18 protein-coding genes are annotated in these 18,682 nt (G+C 72.2%); 10 read left to right on the top strand and 8 right to left on the bottom strand.

Going from position 1 to position 18,682, the window contains the following annotated elements:
• Positions 1–11: 11 nt before the first annotated feature.
• A complete protein-coding gene (gene rarD / locus AB0M29_RS02120; protein WP_365377547.1) occupies positions 12–962 on the bottom strand; it encodes an EamA family transporter RarD in 951 nt (316 codons plus the stop codon).
• Between the two features lie 153 nt (positions 963–1,115).
• Complete coding sequence (locus tag AB0M29_RS02115; protein WP_365377544.1) at positions 1,116–1,976, bottom strand: NAD(P)H-binding protein; 861 nt, start codon at positions 1,974–1,976, stop codon at positions 1,116–1,118.
• A gap of 113 nt (positions 1,977–2,089) precedes the next feature.
• Here AB0M29_RS02115 and AB0M29_RS02110 point away from each other — a divergent pair, with 113 nt between their 5' ends.
• Positions 2,090–2,485 (top strand): helix-turn-helix domain-containing protein, encoded by a 396-nt coding sequence (locus AB0M29_RS02110; RefSeq protein WP_365377541.1) that lies wholly within the window; start codon positions 2,090–2,092, stop codon positions 2,483–2,485.
• Here the strand turns inward: AB0M29_RS02110 and AB0M29_RS02105 are convergent.
• From AB0M29_RS02105 to AB0M29_RS02090, 4 genes are all read right to left on the bottom strand, one after another.
• Positions 2,449–4,449, bottom strand: a complete 2,001-nt coding sequence (locus AB0M29_RS02105) for an APC family permease (protein ID WP_365377539.1) — start codon at positions 4,447–4,449, stop codon at positions 2,449–2,451. The two genes, AB0M29_RS02110 and AB0M29_RS02105, sit on opposite strands and share 37 nt — an antisense overlap.
• 83 nt (positions 4,450–4,532) lie before the next feature.
• The gene (locus AB0M29_RS02100) at positions 4,533–5,597 is read right to left on the bottom strand and encodes a 2-oxoacid:ferredoxin oxidoreductase subunit beta (RefSeq protein ID WP_365377536.1); all 1,065 of its coding nucleotides are present in this window, start codon (positions 5,595–5,597) and stop codon (positions 4,533–4,535) included.
• On the bottom strand, positions 5,590–7,530 hold the full coding sequence (locus AB0M29_RS02095; RefSeq protein ID WP_365377533.1) for a 2-oxoacid:acceptor oxidoreductase subunit alpha: 1,941 nt from the start codon (positions 7,528–7,530) through the stop codon (positions 5,590–5,592). Before AB0M29_RS02095 ends, AB0M29_RS02100 begins: the two co-directional genes overlap by 8 nt.
• A 123-nt stretch (positions 7,531–7,653) precedes the next feature.
• On the bottom strand, positions 7,654–8,313 hold the full coding sequence (locus AB0M29_RS02090) for a response regulator transcription factor (protein WP_355340363.1): 660 nt from the start codon (positions 8,311–8,313) through the stop codon (positions 7,654–7,656).
• A 157-nt stretch (positions 8,314–8,470) separates the two neighbouring features.
• On the opposite strand from AB0M29_RS02090, the gene AB0M29_RS02085 reads away from it, so the two are divergent.
• Entirely contained in the window at positions 8,471–9,430 is a 960-nt protein-coding gene (locus AB0M29_RS02085) for a zinc-binding dehydrogenase (RefSeq protein WP_365377530.1), read from the top strand.
• A 31-nt stretch (positions 9,431–9,461) separates the two neighbouring features.
• On the opposite strand, the gene AB0M29_RS02080 is transcribed toward AB0M29_RS02085, so the two are convergent.
• Together AB0M29_RS02080 and AB0M29_RS02075 are read right to left on the bottom strand one after the other, a co-directional pair.
• Positions 9,462–10,775 carry a sensor domain-containing protein gene (locus tag AB0M29_RS02080; RefSeq protein WP_365377528.1) on the bottom strand — a complete coding sequence of 438 codons (1,314 nt, stop codon included), beginning with the start codon at positions 10,773–10,775 and terminating at the stop codon, positions 9,462–9,464.
• Between the two features lie 126 nt (positions 10,776–10,901).
• Positions 10,902–12,167, bottom strand: a complete 1,266-nt coding sequence (locus AB0M29_RS02075; protein ID WP_365377525.1) for a sensor domain-containing protein — start codon at positions 12,165–12,167, stop codon at positions 10,902–10,904.
• A 196-nt stretch (positions 12,168–12,363) separates the two neighbouring features.
• On the opposite strand from AB0M29_RS02075, the gene AB0M29_RS02070 reads away from it, so the two are divergent.
• Genes AB0M29_RS02070 through AB0M29_RS02035 form a run of 8 tightly spaced genes read left to right on the top strand, consistent with a single transcriptional unit; the run spans position 12,364 to position 18,681 of the window.
• Positions 12,364–12,732: an NADH-quinone oxidoreductase subunit A gene (locus tag AB0M29_RS02070; RefSeq protein WP_365377522.1), complete on the top strand. Its 369-nt coding sequence runs from the start codon at positions 12,364–12,366 to the stop codon at positions 12,730–12,732.
• Positions 12,723–13,388 (top strand): NADH-quinone oxidoreductase subunit B family protein, encoded by a 666-nt coding sequence (locus AB0M29_RS02065; RefSeq protein WP_365377519.1) that lies wholly within the window; start codon positions 12,723–12,725, stop codon positions 13,386–13,388. The genes AB0M29_RS02070 and AB0M29_RS02065 overlap by 10 nt, the downstream gene beginning before the upstream one ends.
• Positions 13,385–14,221: an NADH-quinone oxidoreductase subunit C gene (locus tag AB0M29_RS02060; RefSeq protein ID WP_365377516.1), complete on the top strand. Its 837-nt coding sequence runs from the start codon at positions 13,385–13,387 to the stop codon at positions 14,219–14,221. Before AB0M29_RS02065 ends, AB0M29_RS02060 begins: the two co-directional genes overlap by 4 nt.
• A complete protein-coding gene (locus AB0M29_RS02055) occupies positions 14,218–15,180 on the top strand; it encodes a complex I subunit 1 family protein (protein WP_365377514.1) in 963 nt (320 codons plus the stop codon). The genes AB0M29_RS02060 and AB0M29_RS02055 overlap by 4 nt, the downstream gene beginning before the upstream one ends.
• Before the next feature lie 3 nt (positions 15,181–15,183).
• A complete protein-coding gene (locus AB0M29_RS02050; RefSeq protein ID WP_365377512.1) occupies positions 15,184–15,720 on the top strand; it encodes an NADH-quinone oxidoreductase subunit I in 537 nt (178 codons plus the stop codon).
• Entirely contained in the window at positions 15,717–16,292 is a 576-nt protein-coding gene (locus AB0M29_RS02045; protein ID WP_365377509.1) for an NADH-quinone oxidoreductase subunit J, read from the top strand. Before AB0M29_RS02050 ends, AB0M29_RS02045 begins: the two co-directional genes overlap by 4 nt.
• Positions 16,292–16,669, top strand: coding sequence for an NADH-quinone oxidoreductase subunit NuoK (nuoK, locus tag AB0M29_RS02040; RefSeq protein ID WP_365377507.1), 378 nt, complete (start codon positions 16,292–16,294; stop codon positions 16,667–16,669). The genes AB0M29_RS02045 and nuoK overlap by 1 nt, the downstream gene beginning before the upstream one ends.
• A complete protein-coding gene (locus AB0M29_RS02035; RefSeq protein WP_365377504.1) occupies positions 16,666–18,681 on the top strand; it encodes an NADH-quinone oxidoreductase subunit L in 2,016 nt (671 codons plus the stop codon). Before nuoK ends, AB0M29_RS02035 begins: the two co-directional genes overlap by 4 nt.
• Position 18,682: the final 1 nt, after the last annotated feature.

The raw sequence follows: 18,682 nt of genomic DNA, 5'->3' as shown, positions 1-18,682 counted from the left end.
CGATGTCATGGTCAAGCCCCGCTCTCCGCGGTCGCCCCGGGCACGCCCGCGAGCCGCTCGGCCGCCGCCCGGGCGAGGTCCGCGCGGCCGCGCTGCGCGGTGCGCAGGGCGTCCCAGGTGAGCAGCGCAAGCGCGGCCCACACCAGCAGGAACCCGGCCCAGCGCTCGACCGGCATCGTCTCGTGGAAGTACAGCAGCCCGATCAGGAACTGGAAGGTCGGCGCCAGGTACTGCATGAGGCCGATGGTGGACAGCGGCAGCCTGGTCGCCGACATGCCGAAGCAGATCAGCGGCAGCGCGGTGACCAGCCCGCAGGCGGCCAGCAGCGAGGCGTGGCCGGGCCCGTGGTGGGTGAAGGTCGAGTGCCCTCGCTGGCCGAGCACGAGCAGGAAGACCAGCGCGGGCAGGAACTGCACCGAGGTCTCGGCGGCCAGCGACTCCAGGCCGCCCATCCCGATCTTCTTCTTCACCAGGCCGTAGGTGCCGAAGGAGAAGGCCAGGCAGAGCGCGATCCACGGCAGCCGCCCGTAGCCGATGGTGAGCACCACCACCGCGGCGGCGCCGATGCCGACCGCCGCCCACTGCGCGGGCCGCAGCCGCTCGTGCAGCACCAGTACGCCGAGCGCGATGGTGACCAGCGGGTTGATGAAGTAGCCGAGGGCGGTCTCCACCACATGGCCGGAGTTGACGCCCCAGATGTACATACCCCAGTTCACCGAGACGACGGTGGCCGCCACCGCGACCAGAGCCAGCCGCCTGGGCTGTCTGAGCAGCTCGGCTATCCAGGCCCAGCGCCGCAGCCCGAGCAGGATCAGCGCGACGACGGCCAGCGACCACACCATGCGGTGGGCGAGGATCTCCATCGCCCCCGCGGGCTCCAGCAGCGGCCAGAACAGCGGGAACAGGCCCCACATGCCGTATGCCGCGAAGCCGTAGACCAGTCCCGCGCGCTGCTCGCTCATCCGGTTCCTCCTGCCACGCCGCAGCCGTGCGCGGCCGCCGGTCCGACGGTAGCGGGACACGGCCCGGCCTGTCATGCCCGTTCCACTCCACGGTCATGACAGGCCGGGCCGGACGGGACGCGGCCGGGGCGCGAGGTGCCGGTGGGGCGGGGGTCAGCCCTTGAGCGCCGCGGTGACCGTCTCGCGCAGCGGGGTGGTGGGGCGGCCGATCAGCCGGGCCAGGTCGCCGCTGGTGTGCGCCAGGCGGCCGCGGGCGATCGCGTGGTCGACGTCGACCAGGATCGCGGCGAAGCCCTCCGGCAGCCCGGCGCCGACCAGGATCTCCTGGTGCTTCTCGGCCGGCACGTCGGCGTACCCGATCTCCTGGCCGCTGACCTCAGCGACCACACCCGCGTACTCGGTGAAGCTCCACGCGATGTCGCCGCTCAGCTCGTAGGCCCGGTTCTCGTGGCCCTCGCCGGTCAGTACGGCGGCGGCCGCGGCGGCGTAGTCGGCGCGGGCGGCCGAGGCCACCCGGCCGTCGCGGGCGTTGTTCACCACGGCGCCGTGCGCGAGGACGGGGGCGAGGTTGGCGGTGAAGATCTCGGTGTACCAGCCGTTGCGCAGGAAGACGTACGGCAGGCCCGAGGCGAGGATCAGCTCCTCGGTGACCTTGTGCTCGTCGGCCAGCGCGAAGTCGGCGTCGGGGCCGCCGAGTATGCCGGTGTACGCCAGCAGCGCCACGCCCGCCCCGGCCGCCGCGTCGACGACCGCGGTGTGCTGCGGCACCCGCCGCCCCACCTCGCTGCCCGAGATCAGCAGCACCCGGTCCCCGGCGTGGAAGGCGTCCTTCAGGCTCTCCGGCCGGTCGTAGTCGGCGACCCGCAGCTCGATGCCGCGCGCGGCCAGGTCGGCGGCCTTGTCCGCGTCGCGTACGACGGCGGCGATCTCCCCGGCGGCGACGCCCCGGCCGATCAGCTCGTCGATGACGAGGCGGCCGAGCTGTCCGGTGGCTCCGGTGACGACGATGCTCATGACGGTGTTCTCCCTCTTGGATACGGACTGCCGCGCTGCTTCCCGGCGACACCCTCCACGCTAGGGCGAACACTAACTTCTGGAAAGTACCCACTTTGAGGTAGGGTACTGACATGAAGGTAAGTGACGTGCAGACCCGGACCGACGTCTACGCCCCCGGCTGCCCCTCGCGCGGCGTCCTGGAGCACGTCACCAGCCGCTGGGCGGTCCTGGTGCTGGCCGCGCTGCTCGACGGCACGATGCGCTTCAGCGAGCTGCGCCGCCACATCGGCGGGGTCAGCGAGAAGATGCTCACCCAGACGCTGCGCACCCTGGAACGGGACGGCTTCGTCAGCCGCCGGGCCCACCCGGTCATCCCGCCGCACGTCGACTACGACCTCACCCCGCTCGGCGCCCAGGCCGCCCGCCAGGTGCGGGCGCTGGCCGACTGGACCGAGACGCACGTCCCCGACGTCCAGGCCGCCCGCCGGGACTACGACGCGTCCCGGCCCGGGTCCGCGGGTTCGTGACGCGCCCGCACCGCCCGCTCCTCGCGGATGGCGCGCTGCACGTCGAAGGGGAGGATCGTCACGGCCACGTGCCGTAGGTGGGTGACGGCCTTGGCGATGCCCTCGGCCGTGTCCCGGTGCAGCAGCCGCCCGATGAAGGGCGCGTAGGTGCGCCGCGGCAGCAGCAGCGTCAGCGCCGTCTCGCCGTCCTCGGTCTTCCGCGACGCCAGCTCGATCAGCGCGCGGTGCAGCCGCCGGTCGGGGCACTCCACCAGCTCCAGGCCGACCGTGGTGCTGGGCGCGTCCTGCCAGCGCCGCGCCAGATGGCGGCCGCGCTCCTCATCGACCATGACGTGCACCGCGTGCAGGTCGTCGGGGGAGAGGGTACGGGCGTACCGCAGCGCCCGCACGGTCGCGATGTCCAGGGCGTCCACCAGCACCAGCACCACATGGCGGCGGAACCGCGGCCGGGAGTCGTCGTCGGAGGACGCCGACAGCGCCGCCAGCGCCTCGGCCTCCGCCCGGTACTCCCGGCTGATCCGGATCAGCGCCCACACCCCCAGCGGGAAGATCACCACCACCAGCCAGGCGCCCTCGGTGAACTTGGTGACCGCGAAGATCAGCACCACCAGCGCCGACGCCACCGCGGCCGTGGCGTTGACCGCGATCTTCCACCACCTGCCCCGCTCCCGCCGCCGCGCGTGATACGCCGTCAGCCCGGCGCCCGCCATGGTGAAGGCGGTGAACACGCCGATCGCGTACAGCGCCACCAGTTCGTCGACGGAGGCGTCGGTCACCAGCAGCAGCGCCAGCGCGACCGCGGCCAGGCAGAGGATGCCGTTGGAGAACGCCAGCCGGTGGCCGCGCCGGGTGAGCTGCCGCGGCAGGAAGCGGTCCGCGGCCACGAAGCTGGCCAGGAACGGGAAGCCGGTGAAGGGCGTGTTGGCGCCGGTGTAGAGGATCAGGGCGGTCGCGAGCTGCACGAAGACCAGCCCGATCGTGCCCAGCCAGCCGCCGCCGAAGGCCAGATGGGCCTCCTGCGCGATCACCGTCGGGGTGCCGTCGGTGTACGGGATCGCGTGGGTGAGGTGCGCCATCGTGGAGACGCCCAGCACCAGGACGGCCAGCACACAGCTCATCGTGATCAGCGTCTTGCGGGCGTTGCGGCCCTGCGGCTCGTGGAACGCCTGGATGCCGTTGGAGATCGCCTCCAGACCGGTCAGCGACGAGCCGCCGTTGGCGAACGACCGCAGCACGATGAACAGCGAGGCGCCGTAGAACAGCCCGCTGCTCGACGTGCCGAGACTCACCGCGCCCGCCGCGTGCACGTTCGCCTTCGGCAGGTCGCCCGCGATCCACCGCACCCCGCCGACCAGCAGCATCAGGCCGCCCGCCGCCATGAACAGATAGGCGGGCAGCGCGAAGGTCCGCCCCGCCTCGCGCAGGCCGCGCAGGTTGCCGTACGCGAGCAGCACCACCACCGCCACCGACAGGGGGAGTTTGAGGTGGTCGAGGCCGGTGAAGCCGTTGCCCAGCAGGTGCGCCAGCGAGATGAGGGCGTCGGTCCCGGCCGCGGTCTGCACCGCCACCGTCACGATGTAGTCCACCAGCAGCGCCACCGCGGCGATCTGCGCGATGTCGGGGCCGAAGTTCTCACGCGCCACCACATAGGACCCGCCGGCCCGGGTGTAGACGCTGACCACGTCCGCGTAGCAGAGCGTCAGCAGCAGCAGGACCAGCAGGATCGCGCCGGTCACCGGCATCAGCAGGGTGAAGGCGGCGGTGCCGACCACCGGCACCAGGATGCGCAGCATCTCCTCCGAGCCGTACGCGGAGGAGCTGATGCAGTCCGACGCGAGCACCCCGAGCGCGATCGGGTTGCTGAGCTTCTCGCCCGCGATCCGCTCGGTGACCAACGGCGGCCCGAGCAGCCGCCGTTTGACGCGGTAGGCGAGGCGGTCGGGAGGCAGGGCGGTGTCGGTCATTCCCCTAGCAGACCGGATGCCCGGACCCGGGAGTGATCAGACTCCCCGGCCGGGCACCCGGATGGCCATACGGTGCCGCGGCGCTAGCCGACGACCGTCCAGGTGTCGTTGCCCGCCAGCAGCGTGGCCAGGTCGCCCTTGCCCTGCTGCACCACGGCCTGCTCCAACTGGTCGGACATGTCGGCGTCGTAGACCGGCCGCTTGACGTCGCGCAGCACACCGATCGGCGTGTGGTGCAGCGTGTCGGGGTCGGCCAGCCGGGACAGCGCGAAGGCGGTGGTCGGCGAGGCGGCGTGCGCGTCGTGGATCAACACCCCCTCAGCGCCGTCCACCGTCACGTCGATCACCTTGAGGTCGCCGGTGGCCGGGTCGCGGACGACGCCCTTGGCGCCCAGGCCGTCCTCCAGCGGCGCCCCGAAGCGGATCGGCTGCCCGTGCTCCAGCCGGATCAGCGCCTCCTGCGCGGTCTCCCGCTCCTTGAGCACATCGAAGGCACCGTCGTTGAAGATGTTGCAGTTCTGGTAGATCTCCACCAGCGCGGTGCCGGGGTGCTCGGCCGCCGCCCGCAGCACGCTTTGCAGGTGCTTGCGGTCGGAGTCGATGGTGCGGGCGACGAAGGACGCCTCCGCGCCGATCGCGAGCGACACCGGGTTGAAGGGCGCGTCCAGCGAGCCCATCGGCGTCGACTTGGTGATCTTGCCGACCTCCGAGGTGGGGCTGTACTGGCCCTTGGTCAGACCGTAGATCCGGTTGTTGAACAGCAGGATCTTCAGGTTGACGTTCCTGCGCAGCGCGTGGATCAGGTGGTTGCCGCCGATCGACAGCGCGTCGCCGTCACCGGTGACCACCCACACGCTCAGGTCGCGTCGCGAGGACGCCAGCCCGGTGGCGATCGCGGGGGCGCGGCCGTGGATGGAGTGCATGCCGTACGTGTTCATGTAGTACGGGAAGCGGGACGAGCAGCCGATGCCCGAGACGAAGACCACGTTCTCGCGGGCCAGGCCCAACTCCGGCATGAAGGACTGGACGGCCGCCAGGATCGCGTAGTCCCCGCAGCCGGGGCACCAGCGCACCTCCTGGTCGGACTTGAAGTCCTTCATGCTCTGCTTCGCCTCGGCCTTCGGCACGAGCGACAGCGCCTCAATCATTCGCGGTCTCCTCCACGATGGCCCTGGCGAGCTGCTCCGCCTTGAACGGCAGCCCGGTGACCTGCGTGTACGAACGGGCGTCGACCAGGTACTTCGCCCGCAGCAGATGGGCGAGCTGGCCGAGGTTCATCTCGGGTACGACGACGCTGTCGTAGGCCCGCAGCACTTCCCCGAGGTTGCGCGGGAAGGGGTTGAGATGGCGCAGATGCGCCTGTGCGACCGTGCCGCCCTCGGCGCGGATCCGGCGGACCGCCGCGGTGATCGGGCCGTAGGTCGAACCCCAGCCGAGCACGAGGGTCCTGGCCTCACCGCTGGGGTCGTCCACCACGACGTCCGGCACCGTGATGCCGTCGATCTTGGCCTGCCGGGTGCGGACCATGAAGTCGTGGTTGGCCGGGTCGTAGCTGATGTTGCCGGTGCCGTCCTGCTTCTCGATGCCGCCGATGCGGTGTTCGAGCCCGGGGGTGCCGGGGACCGCCCACGGGCGGGCCAGCGTCTCCGGGTCGCGCAGATACGGCCAGAAGGACTCGGTGCCGTCGGCGTCGGTGTGGTTGGGCCCCGTCGCGAACTGCACCCGCAGATCGGGCAGGTCCTGCGGGTCGGGGATCCGCCACGGCTCCGAGCCGTTGGCCAGATAGCCGTCGGAGAGCAGGAAGACCGGGGTGCGGTAGGTGACCGCGATCCTGGCCGCCTCGATGGCCGCGTCGAAGCAGTCGGCCGGGGTGGCCGGGGCCACGATCGGCACCGGCGCCTCGCCGTTGCGCCCGTACATCGCCTGCAGCAGATCGGACTGCTCGGTCTTGGTCGGCAGTCCGGTGGAAGGACCGCCGCGCTGGATGTCGATGATCAGCAGCGGCAGTTCGAGGCTGACGGCCAGACCGATGGTCTCCGACTTCAGCGCCACACCGGGCCCCGAGGTGGTGGTCAGCGCCAGCGCCCCGCCGAAGGACGCGCCGAGCGCGGCCCCGATGGCGGCGATCTCGTCCTCCGCCTGGAAGGTGCGCACACCGAAGTTCTTGTGGCGGCTCAGCTCGTGCAGGATGTCCGAGGCCGGGGTGATCGGGTACGAGCCCAGGAACAGCGGCAGGTCGGCCTGCTTGCCCGCGGCGATCAGGCCGTACGCCAGCGCCAGGTTCCCCGAGATGTTGCGGTAGGTGCCCGCGGGGAAGGCGCTGGACGCGGGCTGCACCTCGTAGTTGACCGCGAAGTCCTCGGTGGTCTCACCGAAGTTCCAGCCCGCCCGGAAGGCCGTGACGTTGGCCTCCGCGATGTCCGGCTTCTTCGCGAACTTCTTGCGCAGGAAGGACTCGGTGCCCTCGGTCGGCCGGTGGTACATCCATGACAGCAGGCCGAGCGCGAACATGTTCTTCGCGCGCTCCGCGTCCTTGCGGGCCAGACCGCTGTCCTTGAGCGCCTCGACCGTGAGGGTGGTCAGCGGTACCGGGTGGATCGCGTACGCCTCCAGCGAGCCGTCCTCCAGCGGGTTGGCCTCGTAACCGACCTTGGCCATCGCCCGCTTGGTGAACTCGTCGGTGTTGACGATGATCTCGGCGCCGCGCGGCAGATCGGCGATGTTCGCCTTGAGCGCGGCCGGGTTCATCGCCACCAGCACGTTCGGCGCGTCACCGGGGGTGAGGATGTCGTGGTCGGCGAAATGGAGCTGGAACGACGACACCCCCGGCAGGGTGCCTGCGGGGGCGCGGATCTCTGCCGGGAAGTTCGGCAGTGTCGAGAGATCGTTTCCGAAGGACGCGGTCTCCGAGGTGAAGCGATCCCCCGTGAGCTGCATCCCGTCACCTGAGTCACCGGCGAAACGGATGATCACGCGGTCGAGCCGCTTGGTCTCCTTCGCCGGACTGCGCTGTTCGCCGAGGACGTCACCGAGAGCAGGCGGCTGTACCGCGGTGGTGGGACTGCTGACCTGGCTGGTCACTGAAACGGACCTCCTTGAGGCGGCGGCTCACCGGTCATCGTACGTCGGTAAGGGTCGCCTTCCCCGTACGTCCCGGAATGTGGTACGACCCCCTCCGCTCCTTGTGAGACAGAGTGTCAGCAATCAGGAGTTCAGGTAGGTGAGAACCGCCAGGACACGGCGGTGATCCCCGTCACTGGGCGCCAGCCCCAGCTTCAGGAAGATGTTGCTGACGTGCTTCTCCACGGCGCCGTCGCTCACCACGAGCTGCTTGGCCACCGCGGAGTTCGTCCGGCCCTCCGCCATCAGGCCCAGCACCTCGCGCTCGCGCGGGGTCAGCCCGGCCAGCACGTCCTGCTTGCGGCTGCGGCCCAGCAGCTGCGCGACCACCTCGGGGTCCAGCGCGGTGCCGCCCTCGGCCACCCGCACCACCGCGTCCACGAACTCGCGGACCTCGGCCACCCGGTCCTTGAGCAGATAACCCACCCCGCGGCTGCTGCCCGCGAGCAGCTCGGTCGCGTACTGCTCCTCCACGTACTGCGACAGCACCAGCACACCCACGCCCGGGTGGTCGCGGCGCAGTTGCACCGCCGCCCGCACACCCTCGTCGGTGTGCGTCGGCGGCATCCGCACGTCCGCCACCACCACGTCCGGCGCCGCGCCCTCGTCGGCCAGCTCCCTGACCACCTTGATCAGCGCCTCGGCGTCGCCCACGCCCGCGACCACGTCATGGCCCCGGTCGGTCAGCAGCCGGGTCAGGCCCTCCCGAAGCAGTACCGAATCCTCGGCGATGACCACCCGCACGCTGTCCTCCACCCGTTCCAGCCCCCCACGTAAGACCTGTCTTCCCCAGCATCCCAGCATCGGCGCGGCAATGGGGAATACGGTGCCAGTGGGCAAGGTTGCGCCCGGGAAAGTCGGCGGCCGCCGCGACGCGGGGGCGCCCTGGAGAGGAGTGCGTGTGCGCGCGGTCGGATTCGACGTCAACGGCGGCCCCGAAGTCCTGCGGGCGGTGGAGCTGCCGGTTCCCGAACCCGGCCCGGGACAGGTGCTGATCCGCGTCGCGTACGCCGGCGTCAACTACGGCGAGGTCCAGCACCGGCTCGGCGACTTCGGCCCGCCGGACGGCACGGACGTGCCGGGACTCGAGGTGTCCGGCGAGATCGTGGCCCTCGGCCCCGGCGTCACCGGCCTCGCGCTGGGAGACCTGGTCGCCGCCTATCTGCCGGACGGCGGCGGCTACGCGGAGTACGCCGTCGCCCCCGCCGACTTCGCCTTCCCGCTCGACGGCATCTCCCCGCGTGACGGCGGCGGCGCCGCGCTCGTGCTCACCACCGCCTACGGCGTCCTCGCGGGCGCCGCCCGGCTGGTCCCCGGCGACTCCGTCCTCATCCACGCGGCCGCGGGCGGCGTCGGCTCGGCCGCCGCCCAGATCGCCCGCGCGCTCGGCGCCGCCTCGGTGCACGGCACGGTCGGCGGCTCCGGCAAGGCCGACTACGCCAAGCGGTTCGGCTACGACGCCGTCCACACCCGCGACACCTTCGCCGAGCGGCTGCGGGACATCGACATCGTCCTCGACCCCATCGGCGGCCCCACCCGGCTGGCCAGCCTCGACGTGCTGGCCCCCTTCGGCCGGCTCGCGGTCTACGGCGAGGCCGGCCGCCACCCCGACCTCACCCTGCCCGTCCTCCCGCTGTGGAAGAACAACCGCTCGCTGACCGGCTACAACATCGGCGACCTGGCCCGCCGCGCCCCCGCCTGCCTGCGGTCGCACGCGCTGGCCGCGCTCTCGCTGCTGGCCTCCGGCGCCATCCGCCTCGACATCACCACCGAACTGCCCCTCGACCGCGCCGCCGAGGCCCACCAGGCCCTGCAGTCCGGCACCAGCCGCGGCAAGACCCTCCTCGCGGTACGGCCCTGACGGCCGGTCGGCCGCCAGGGCGCGTCTCGCGTCAGGCCCGCCAGGGGAGTTCGGTGGTGATACGGGTCGGGCCGCCCGCGGGGGAGTCGACCGCCAGGATGCCGTCGACGGAGTCCAGGCGTTCGGCCAGGCCCGCCAGGCCCGAGCCGCGGCTGAGGTCGGCGCCGCCGCGGCCGTTGTCCGACACGTGCATCATCAGCCGGTCCTCGACGCGCCAGACGTCGACCGCGGCACGGGAGGCGCCGCTGTGCTTGCTGATGTTCTGCAGGAGTTCGGAGACCGTGAAGTAGGCGATGCCCTCGATCGCGGGCACCGGGCGGGCCGGGAGGTCGACGGTGACCGCCACCGGCACCGTGCAGCGCGCGGCCAGCGCGGACAGCGCCGGGCCGAGTCCGCGGTCGGTGAGGATCGCCGGGTGGATGCCGCGGGCCAGGTCCCGTAGCTCCTGCAGGGCGATCTTGACCTCGCCGTGCGCCTCCTCGACCATCACCGCCCCGGCCTTCGGGTCCTCCAGCAGCTTCTCCTTGGCCAGGCCCAGGTCCATGGCGAGCGCGACCAGCCGGGCCTGGGCGCCGTCGTGCAGATCCCGCTCGATCCGCCGCAGGTCGGCGGCGGCGTGGTCGACGACGACACCGCGGTCCGACTCCAGCTCGGTGACCCGGTGGGCCAGCCGGGAGGGGCCGAGCAGTCCGCTGACCAGCATCCGGTCGACATGGGCCATACCGCGGATCATCCAGGGCGAGCCGAGGACGAGACCGGCGCCGACGACGACGCACAGCGCCAGGTCCAGCGGGGTGTGCAGGTACCAGCTGCTGCTGCCGTTGTCGTAGATCTGCAGACCGGACTGGTGGGTGAAGGCAGGGAAGACCCACTGCCACAGCGGGTAGCTGAGCAGGCCCCAGCCGTAGACGGTGAAGACCACCGAGACGACGAAGGAGAAGATCCCCCACGGGAAGTGGATGAGGCAGTAGAGGACGTGCCGCCAGTTGACGCCGCTGCCGAGCTGGGCGCCCAGCCTGGCCAGCACGCCTCCCCGGCCCTTGACGGGCGCAGGGGCCGGCTCCTCGATGTCGAGCCGCAGCAGTGAGCGGGCCCGGGCCCGCTCGCTGTAGCCGATGGCCCGGCAGCCGCCCAGCGCCAGGACGAGCACCGGGACACCGATGAAGGTGACCAGCAGCCCGGCGCCGACCGACAGCATGGTGACGGTCCAGACGAAGCCGACGATCCCCATCGGCAGATTGATCAGCAGATAGGCGAACTCGCGCCAGGTCCGCGCCTCGAACGGCGCACGCAGCGCCGGCGGGAAGCGGTGCTCGCGCTCCTCGGGCGGGAAGCCGTAGGCCATGATCGGGTCCGTCCTCTCTGCGTTCCTCGTGATGTCTCCATGCTGGCCCGGCCGCCCGGTCAACCCCATGGTGCGGATCGGCGTCTTCGGGGTGGGGCTATCCCCACCCACCAGGCGCCGCCGCCGTCAGCGCCGCCCCGGCGCCCCGCTCCGGCCGCCACGGGGACCCGGGCCCGGGGCGCCCCCGGGGACGCCGCCCTGACCGCCCGGCGCCCGGCGGAACTCGCGGTCCCGCCACGGCAGTTCGGCGGTGACCATGGTCGGGCCGCCGACCGGTGAACTGACCACGAACAGCCCGTCGACCGAGCGCAGCCGCTCGCCGAGCCCCGCGAGACCCGAACCGCCCGAGACATCCGCGCCGCCGCGCCCGTCGTCCCGTACCTGGATCATCAGCCGGTCCTCCGCGCGCCACACGTCGACGCTCGCGCTACGGGCCTGGCTGTGCTTGCTCACGTTCTGCAGTAGTTCGGAGACCGTGAAGTAGGCGATGCCCTCGATGGCCTCCGCGGGCCGCGCCCGCAGGTCCACGGTGACGGCGACCGGCACCGTGCAGCGGGTGGCGACCGACGACAGCGCCGCGTCCAGGCCACGGTCGGTGAGGATCGCCGGATGGATGCCGCGGGCCAGGTCCCGCAGCTCCTGCAGCGCGACCTTCACCTCGCCGTGCGCCTCGCCGACCATCTTCGCGGCGGCCTCCGGGTCCTCCAGCAGCTTCTCCCTGGCCAGACCCAGGTCCATGGCGAGGGCCACCAGCCGGGCCTGGGCGCCGTCGTGCAGATCGCGCTCGATCCGCCGCAGGTCGGCGGCGGCGTGGTCGACGACGACCCCGCGGTCCGACTCCAGCTCGGCGATCCGCCGCTCCAGCTCGTCCGACGGCTGCAGCAGCCCGCGGACCATCGCCCGGTCCACGGTGGTCAGCCCCCGGGACAGGAACGGCAGCACCGGCCACAGCAGGAAGAACGACACCGCCATGAGGACGAAGGTCAGGATGCCCCAGGGCAGCCGGATCGCGAAGTACAGCGCGTGCCGCCAGGCCACCGGGTCCTTGAGCGTCGCCCACAGCCAGGGCAGGAAGCCGAAGGTGCGGGTGCGCAGCGGGCGCGGCTCGTCCACGGAGACGCCCAGCAGATCGCGGGCCCGGCCCCGCTCCAGCCGCCCCAGCGCCCGGCAGCCCACCAGGCCGAAGGCCAGCAGCGGCAGGCCCACCACGGTGACGGACAGCCCGAGACCGACGGAGATCATGACGACGACGTAGACGAAACCGACGATCGACGCCGGAAGGTTCAGCAGCAGGTACCCGATCTCCTTCCACGTCACGCCGTCGAGCGCGAACCGCGGAGGCGGCAGCGCGGCGGGCGCGGTGGATCGGCGGGCCTCGGACGTGGTGTTCATGCTCCCAGCCTGCCGGGGGAGGGGCGGGGAGCGCCATGGGGTGCGTGGGCCTCGCTCAGGTGGGGTTATCCCCAGGGGGCACTCAGGGGCGGACCTCTGTGAGGCCAGGGCCTAGACTCCCTCCGTATAGATCGTCTAAAGATCCACACGGATCGCTGGACACCACCGGTCAACGAGTGACGAGGGGCGGACGGACGTGGACTACTTCCACGGCTACTCGGTCGTCGGCCTGGTCGCGGTCGTCGGTGTGCTCTTCGTGGCCGTCGCCTTCGCGTCCGGCCGCCTGCTGCGGCCTGTCGTGCCGACGCGCGAGAAGATGCTCACCTACGAGTGCGGGGTCGACCCGGTCGGCGAGGGCTGGGCGCACACCCAGATCAAGTACTACGTGTACTCCTTCCTCTACGTCATCTTCGCCGTGGACGCGATCTTCCTGTTCCCGTGGGCGACGGTCTTCGCCGACCCGGGCTTCGGCGCCACCACGCTGGTGGAGATGTTCGTCTTCATCGGCTTCCTCGCCGTCGGCCTGCTCTACGCCTGGAAGAAGGGCGTCCTCGAATGGACGTGACACCTGGGGTTCCCGCGGTGCCCGCCGTGGCCGCGGTGACCACCCCGGAGCCGCTGCCGGAGCCGCGCCGCCTGGGCACGCTCGCCCGGCTGGCGCCCGAGCCGATGAAGGTGGTCCTGAACTGGGGCCGCCGCTACAGCCTGTGGGTGTTCAACTTCGGCCTGGCCTGCTGCGCCATCGAGTTCATCGCCGCCTCCATGTCCCGGCACGACTTCATCCGGCTCGGCGTCATCCCCTTCGCCCCCGGCCCCCGGCAGGCGGACCTGATGGTCGTCTCCGGCACCGTCACCGACAAGATGGCGCCCGCGGTCAAGCGGCTCTACGAGCAGATGCCGGAGCCCAAGTACGTCATCTCCTTCGGCGCCTGCTCCAACTGCGGCGGGCCCTACTGGGACTCGTACTCCGTCACCAAGGGTGTCGACCAGATCATCCCGGTCGACGTCTACGTGCCCGGCTGCCCGCCGCGGCCCGAGGCGCTGCTGCAGGGCATCCTCAAGCTCCAGGAGAAGATCGCCCGCGAGTCCCTCGGCGAGCGGTACGCCTCCGGCGGGGGTGACGGATCCGGCGCGGCCCGCGCCACCGGGCGCCCGTCCGCCGCGGCGCTGACCAGCGGCCTGGTCACCCCGCCCGCGGCCCCCGGGGCGGGGGAGCGATGAGCGGGTTCGAGCGGTTGCCCGAGGGGGCCGCGGAGGTCTTCGGGGAGGGGGCGTCCGCCGCGGAGGCGTACGACCTGCTGACCGTCGACGTGCCGCCGGACGCCTGGATCGGCGCGCTCACCACCGCCCGCGACGTATTGGGCTGCACCTTCTTCGACTGGCTCAGCGCGGTCGACGAGCCGGGCACCGGCTTCCAGGTCTGCGCCCACGTGGTCGCGCTGGACGGCGGGGTCCGGCGGCTGCTGGTCCGCACCACCGTGCCGTACGACGCCGCCGCCCTGCCGACCGCGACCGGCGTCTACCCGGGCGCGGGCTGGCACGAGCGCGAGACGCACGAGATGTTCGGCGTCGACTTCACCGGGCACCCGGGGCTCGCCCCGCTGCTGCTGCCCGAGGAGTTCGAGGGCCATCCGCTGCGCAAGGACTTCGTCCTGGCGTCGCGGGTCGTCAAGGCGTGGCCGGGCGCGAAGGAGCCGGGCGAGTCGCACGACGGCGGACCCAAGCGGCGCCAGATGCAGCCGCCGGGTGTGCCCGACCCGAACGACTGGGGCCCGCTCAAGGGCCAGCTCCCGCCGGCCCCGGCGCGCCCGGCCCGTGGGGCCCGCGCCGCCGCGGCCCCCGGCGACCGCCCGGCCCGCCGCACCCGCAGCGTCAGCGAGGGCTCCGCCAGCCAGGCGTCCCCGCCCGCCGCTCCGGCGCCCGCCACCCCGGACGCCCCCTGGCAGCAGCCCCGCGAGACCCCGCCCGCACGGCCCGAGCGCCCCGCGCCCGAGCCCCCCGCCGCGCCCGCCGCGCCCGAAGCGCCCCCGAAGGAAGAAGGTGACGCCGAGTGAGTGACACCCTCGACGTCCTCCTCCGCCTCGTCGGCGTACTCGTCGTGTTCCTGGTCTTCCCGCTGCTCGTCGGGCAGACCGAGCACAAGGTGATGGCCCATATGCAGGGCCGCCTGGGCCCGATGTACGCGGGCGGGTTCCACGGCTGGGCACAGCTCGTCGCCGACGGCGTGAAGTTCGCGCAGAAGGAGGACGTGGTCCCGGCCGACGCGGACCGCAGGATCTTCCAGCTCGCCCCCGCCGTGGCGCTGCTGCCGTATCTGGTGGTGCTGATCGCGATCCCGGTCGGTCCCGACGGGTTCGTGGGGCAGTCCATCGACGCGGGCCTGTTCTTCGTGCTCGCCGTGATGGGCGTCGGCGTCCTCGGCTCGCTGATGGCCGGCTGGGCGTCGGCGAACAAGTTCTCGCTGCTCGGCGGCCTGCGCACGGCCGCCCAGCTCATGGCGTACGAGCTGCCGATGCTGCTCACCGCCGCCTCGGTGGCGATGGCCGCCGGGACCCTGTCGCTGCCCGGCATCGTCGAGGCGTACCACTGGTGGTGGACGCCCTGGCAGATCGTCGGTGGCCTGGTCTTCTTCACCGCGGGCCTCGCCGAGCTGCAGCGCCCGCCGTTCGACATGCCGGTCGCCGACTCGGAGATCATCTTCGGCGCCTACACCGAGTACACCGGACTGCGCTTCGCCCTCTTCCTGCTCGCCGAGTACGCGGGCATCGTCGTGCTCTGCGCGCTGACCACCGTGCTGTTCCTCGGCGGCTGGCACGGCCCGTGGGCGGGCAGCGCCGGGTGGCTGTGGACGCTGGTCAAGACCGGGCTGCTGGCGTTCGTCGTGATCTGGCTGCGGGTGAGCTACCCGCGGCTGCGCGAGGACCAGCTCCAGAAGCTCGCCTGGACCGTGCTCATCCCGCTCGCCCTCGCCCAGATCGCCCTGACCGGCGTCGTCAAGGTGGTGATCTCGTAAGCCATGGGTATCCCCGGATCCGGTCTGGCCAAAGGCCTGGCCGTCACCCTGCGGACGATGACGCGGCGTTCCGTCACCGCCCAGTACCCCGAGGCGCAGCCGGAACTCCCGCCGCGCTCCCGCGGGGTGATCGCGCTGTTCGAGGAGAACTGCACGGTCTGCATGCTGTGCGCCCGCGAGTGCCCCGACTGGTGCATCTACATCGACTCCCACAAGGAGACGATGCCCGCCGCCGCGCCCGGCGGCCGGGAGCGCAGCCGTAACGTCCTGGACCGCTTCGCCATCGACTTCGCGCTCTGCATGTACTGCGGCATCTGCATCGAGGTCTGCCCGTTCGACGCGCTCTTCTGGTCGCCGGAGTTCGAGTACGCGGAGACCGACATCCTCGACCTCACCCATGAGCGCGACAAGCTGCGCGACTGGATGTGGACCGTGCCCGCGCCGCCCGCGCTGGATCCGGCGGCCGAGGAGCCCAAGGAGATCGCCGCCGCCCGCAAGGCCGCCGAGAAGGCCGCCGCGGCGGGGGAGGACGAGGCGTGAACCTCAACAACGCCCCCTCGGGCTTCCTGTCACCCACCGGTGTGGAGATCACCTTCGTACTCGTCGGCCTCGCCACCCTCGGCGCGGCCGTGCTGAGCGTCACCACCCGGCAGATCGTGCACGCCGCGCTGTGGCTGGTGGTCGCCCTCGGCGGCCTCGCCATCGAGTACCTGCTGCTCACCGCCGAGTTCATCGCCTGGGTCCAGGTGCTGATCTACGTCGGCTCGGTCGTGGTGCTGCTGCTCTTCGGACTGATGCTGACCCGGGCGCCGATCGGCCGCTCCCCGGACGCGGACTCCGAGAACCGCTGGGTCGCCCTGGCCGTCGCCGCAGCCGCCGCGGTCACCCTGGTCTGGGTGGTCGTGGACGCCTTCCGCTGCACCTGGATCAATCTGCACGGCGTGGTCCAGGGCTCGTCCCGGGCCACCGGCACCAGCCTCTTCCGGCACTGGGTGCTGCCCTTCGAGGCCCTGTCGGTGCTGCTGCTGGCCGCCCTCGTCGGCGCCATCGTCCTGTCCCGGCGCCATGACGACGCCACCCGCGCCATCAGCTCCGACGCCAAGGAGAACTGATGCACCTCGCCTATCCCGCCGTCCTCGCCATCCTGCTGTTCTGCGTCGGGGTCTACGGTGTGCTCGCCCGCCGCAACGCGATCCTCGTGCTGATGTCGGTCGAGCTGATGCTCAACGCGGTCAACCTCAACCTGGTCGCCTTCGACGTCTGGCTGCGCGACACCGTGCACTCCGGGCAGGCGCTCACCCTGTTCACCATCACCATCGCGGCGGCCGAGATCGGGCTCGGGCTGGCGATCGTGCTGCTGGTCTACCGCAACCGCGGCACCTCCGACATCGACCGGCTCACCGACCTGAAGGAACCGCGGCCCGGCGACCCCGAAGACGCCGCCCCCGGCACGGCGGCCGACGACGAGAAGGCAGAGGCCACCGCGTGACCCTGACCGCCCTTGCCGCGCTCGTCCCCCTCCTGCCCTTCCTGGGCGCGGCCGCCGGACTGCTGCTCGGCCGGCGCGCCCCCGGATTCGTCCGGCCGCTGGCCGTGCTGCCCACCGCGACCTCCTTCGTGCTCGCCGCGATCGTCGCCGCCCGCCAGGGCACCGGGGCGCCGACCGACGCCGCGCACCGGCTGGCCGCCACCGGCTCGGTGCCGATCGACCTCGCCCTGCACCTGGACGGCTTCTCGGTCCTGGTGGCCGTCCTCGTCGGCCTGGTCGCGACCTGTGTGCAGGTCTACTCGACCGCCTATCTGCGCGACGACGCGCGCTACCCGTCGTACGCCGCCCTGGTCTCGCTGTTCACCGCCGCCATGTTCCTGGTCGTCTACACCGGCGACCTGATGGTGCTGCTGGTCGGCTGGGAGATCATGGGCATCTGCTCGTACTTCCTGGTCGGGCACTACTGGGAGAGCGAGACCGCGCGGGCGGCGTCGATCAAGGCGTTCCTGGTCACCAAGCTGGGCGACGTCCCGTTCCTGATCGGGATCTTCGCGCTCGCCACCGACGCCCACACCTTCCGGATCAACGGCATCCTCACCGCGGCCACCCACGGCCAGCTGCACCACCCCACGGTCACCGCCCTGCTGCTGCTGGCCGGAGTGGCGGGCAAGTCCGCGCTGTTCCCGCTGCACACCTGGCTGCCGGACGCGATGGCCGGCCCGACCCCGGTGTCCGCGCTGATCCACGCCGCCACCATGGTCGCCGCCGGTATCTACCTGGTGGCCCGGCTGCTGCCGGTCTTCACCGCCTCCGCCGCGGCGCTCGCGGTGCTCGCCGTGATGGCCGCCCTCACCATGGTCGGCTCCGGCCTCGCCGCCCTGGCGCAGGACGACATCAAGCGCGTGCTGGCGTACTCCACCATCGGCCAGCTCGGCTACATGGCGGGCGCGCTGGCCGTCGGCGACCGCGACGCCGCCGTCTTCCACCTCCTGTCGCACGGCGCCTTCAAGGCGCTGCTCTTCCTCGGCGCGGGCGTGGTCATCCACGCGGCGGGCACCAACTCGCTCACCGCGATGTCCCGGATGGGCGACCTCGCCAAGCGCGTCCCCGACGCCATGTGGACGATGGGCCTCGCGCTCGCCGCCCTGGCCGCGCTGCCCCCGCTGTCCGGCTTCTTCTCCAAGGAGTCGGTGCTGCGGGCCGCCGAGCGCGCCTCGTCCGGCGACACCGCGCACGTGCCGGCGGCCGTCGGCTGGACGGTCCTGGTCGCGGGCTTCGCCGCCGCTCTGCTGACCGCCGGATACGCCGCCCGGCTGTTCCTGCTGGCCTTCCTGGGCAGCGGCCCCGCGGCGCCCGACCACGGCAGGCAGCCGGTGGTGATGACCGGCGTGCTGTGGGTGCTGGCCGTGCCCACCCTCGCCTTCGGCGCGCTCACCTACCGCTCGCTGCCCGACTGGTTCGACGGCACCCCGCTCGGCCCGACCCTCGTCACCTCCGTCCTGGGCACCGGACTCGCCCTCGTCGGCCTGCTCGTCACCTACGGCGCCTGGAAGGCGGCCACCGCCACCCGCCGTGCGGTCTCGCTGGACGCCGTGGTCGCCGACGCCGCCGCGGAGCCCGAGCCGATCACCGCCCCCGACGCGGAACCCGCGCTCGTCGAGGCCGAGGCCATCGACAGCCACGAGGCGGTCTACGGCGACATCGCGTCCGCCGACGACCCCGGCGATCCCGGCCGGCTGCTGCTCGGCCCGCTGCACCGGCACGCGGCGCACGGCTTCCACCTCGACGCCGTCTACTCGGTCCTCTTCGTCCGCCCGGTGCTGGCCGCCGCGAGCCTGGTGCGCTTCCTGGACCGCGACGTCGTCGAGACCTACGTCCGCGGCGCGGGCGGCACCCCCCGGCTGCTCGGCGCCGCCGTCCGCAGGGCGCAGACCGGAAACATCCAGACCTACCTCAGCGCGCTGCTGGCCGGTGCGGTCGTCCTCGCCGTCCTCGTCGCAGTCGGAGCGTGAG

Source organism: Streptomyces sp. NPDC051976, assembly GCF_040680795.1.
Lineage (GTDB): Bacteria > Actinomycetota > Actinomycetes > Streptomycetales > Streptomycetaceae > Actinacidiphila.
This window is presented reverse-complemented; position numbering and strand designations above follow the sequence as displayed.

What these genes read in the sequence shown, in the direction of transcription:
- rarD (WP_365377547.1), bottom strand. Translation starts at nt 962, where the DNA reads ATGAGCGAGCAGCGCGCGGGACTGGTCTACGGCTTCGCGGCATACGGC.
- AB0M29_RS02115 (WP_365377544.1), bottom strand. Translation starts at nt 1,976, where the DNA reads ATGAGCATCGTCGTCACCGGAGCCACCGGACAGCTCGGCCGCCTCGTC.
- AB0M29_RS02110 (WP_365377541.1), top strand. Translation starts at nt 2,090, where the DNA reads ATGAAGGTAAGTGACGTGCAGACCCGGACCGACGTCTACGCCCCCGGC.
- AB0M29_RS02105 (WP_365377539.1), bottom strand. Translation starts at nt 4,449, where the DNA reads ATGACCGACACCGCCCTGCCTCCCGACCGCCTCGCCTACCGCGTCAAA.
- AB0M29_RS02100 (WP_365377536.1), bottom strand. Translation starts at nt 5,597, where the DNA reads ATGATTGAGGCGCTGTCGCTCGTGCCGAAGGCCGAGGCGAAGCAGAGC.
- AB0M29_RS02080 (WP_365377528.1), bottom strand. Translation starts at nt 10,775, where the DNA reads ATGGCCTACGGCTTCCCGCCCGAGGAGCGCGAGCACCGCTTCCCGCCG.
- AB0M29_RS02075 (WP_365377525.1), bottom strand. Translation starts at nt 12,167, where the DNA reads ATGAACACCACGTCCGAGGCCCGCCGATCCACCGCGCCCGCCGCGCTG.
- AB0M29_RS02065 (WP_365377519.1), top strand. Translation starts at nt 12,723, where the DNA reads ATGGACGTGACACCTGGGGTTCCCGCGGTGCCCGCCGTGGCCGCGGTG.
- AB0M29_RS02060 (WP_365377516.1), top strand. Translation starts at nt 13,385, where the DNA reads ATGAGCGGGTTCGAGCGGTTGCCCGAGGGGGCCGCGGAGGTCTTCGGG.
- AB0M29_RS02050 (WP_365377512.1), top strand. Translation starts at nt 15,184, where the DNA reads ATGGGTATCCCCGGATCCGGTCTGGCCAAAGGCCTGGCCGTCACCCTG.
- nuoK (WP_365377507.1), top strand. Translation starts at nt 16,292, where the DNA reads ATGCACCTCGCCTATCCCGCCGTCCTCGCCATCCTGCTGTTCTGCGTC.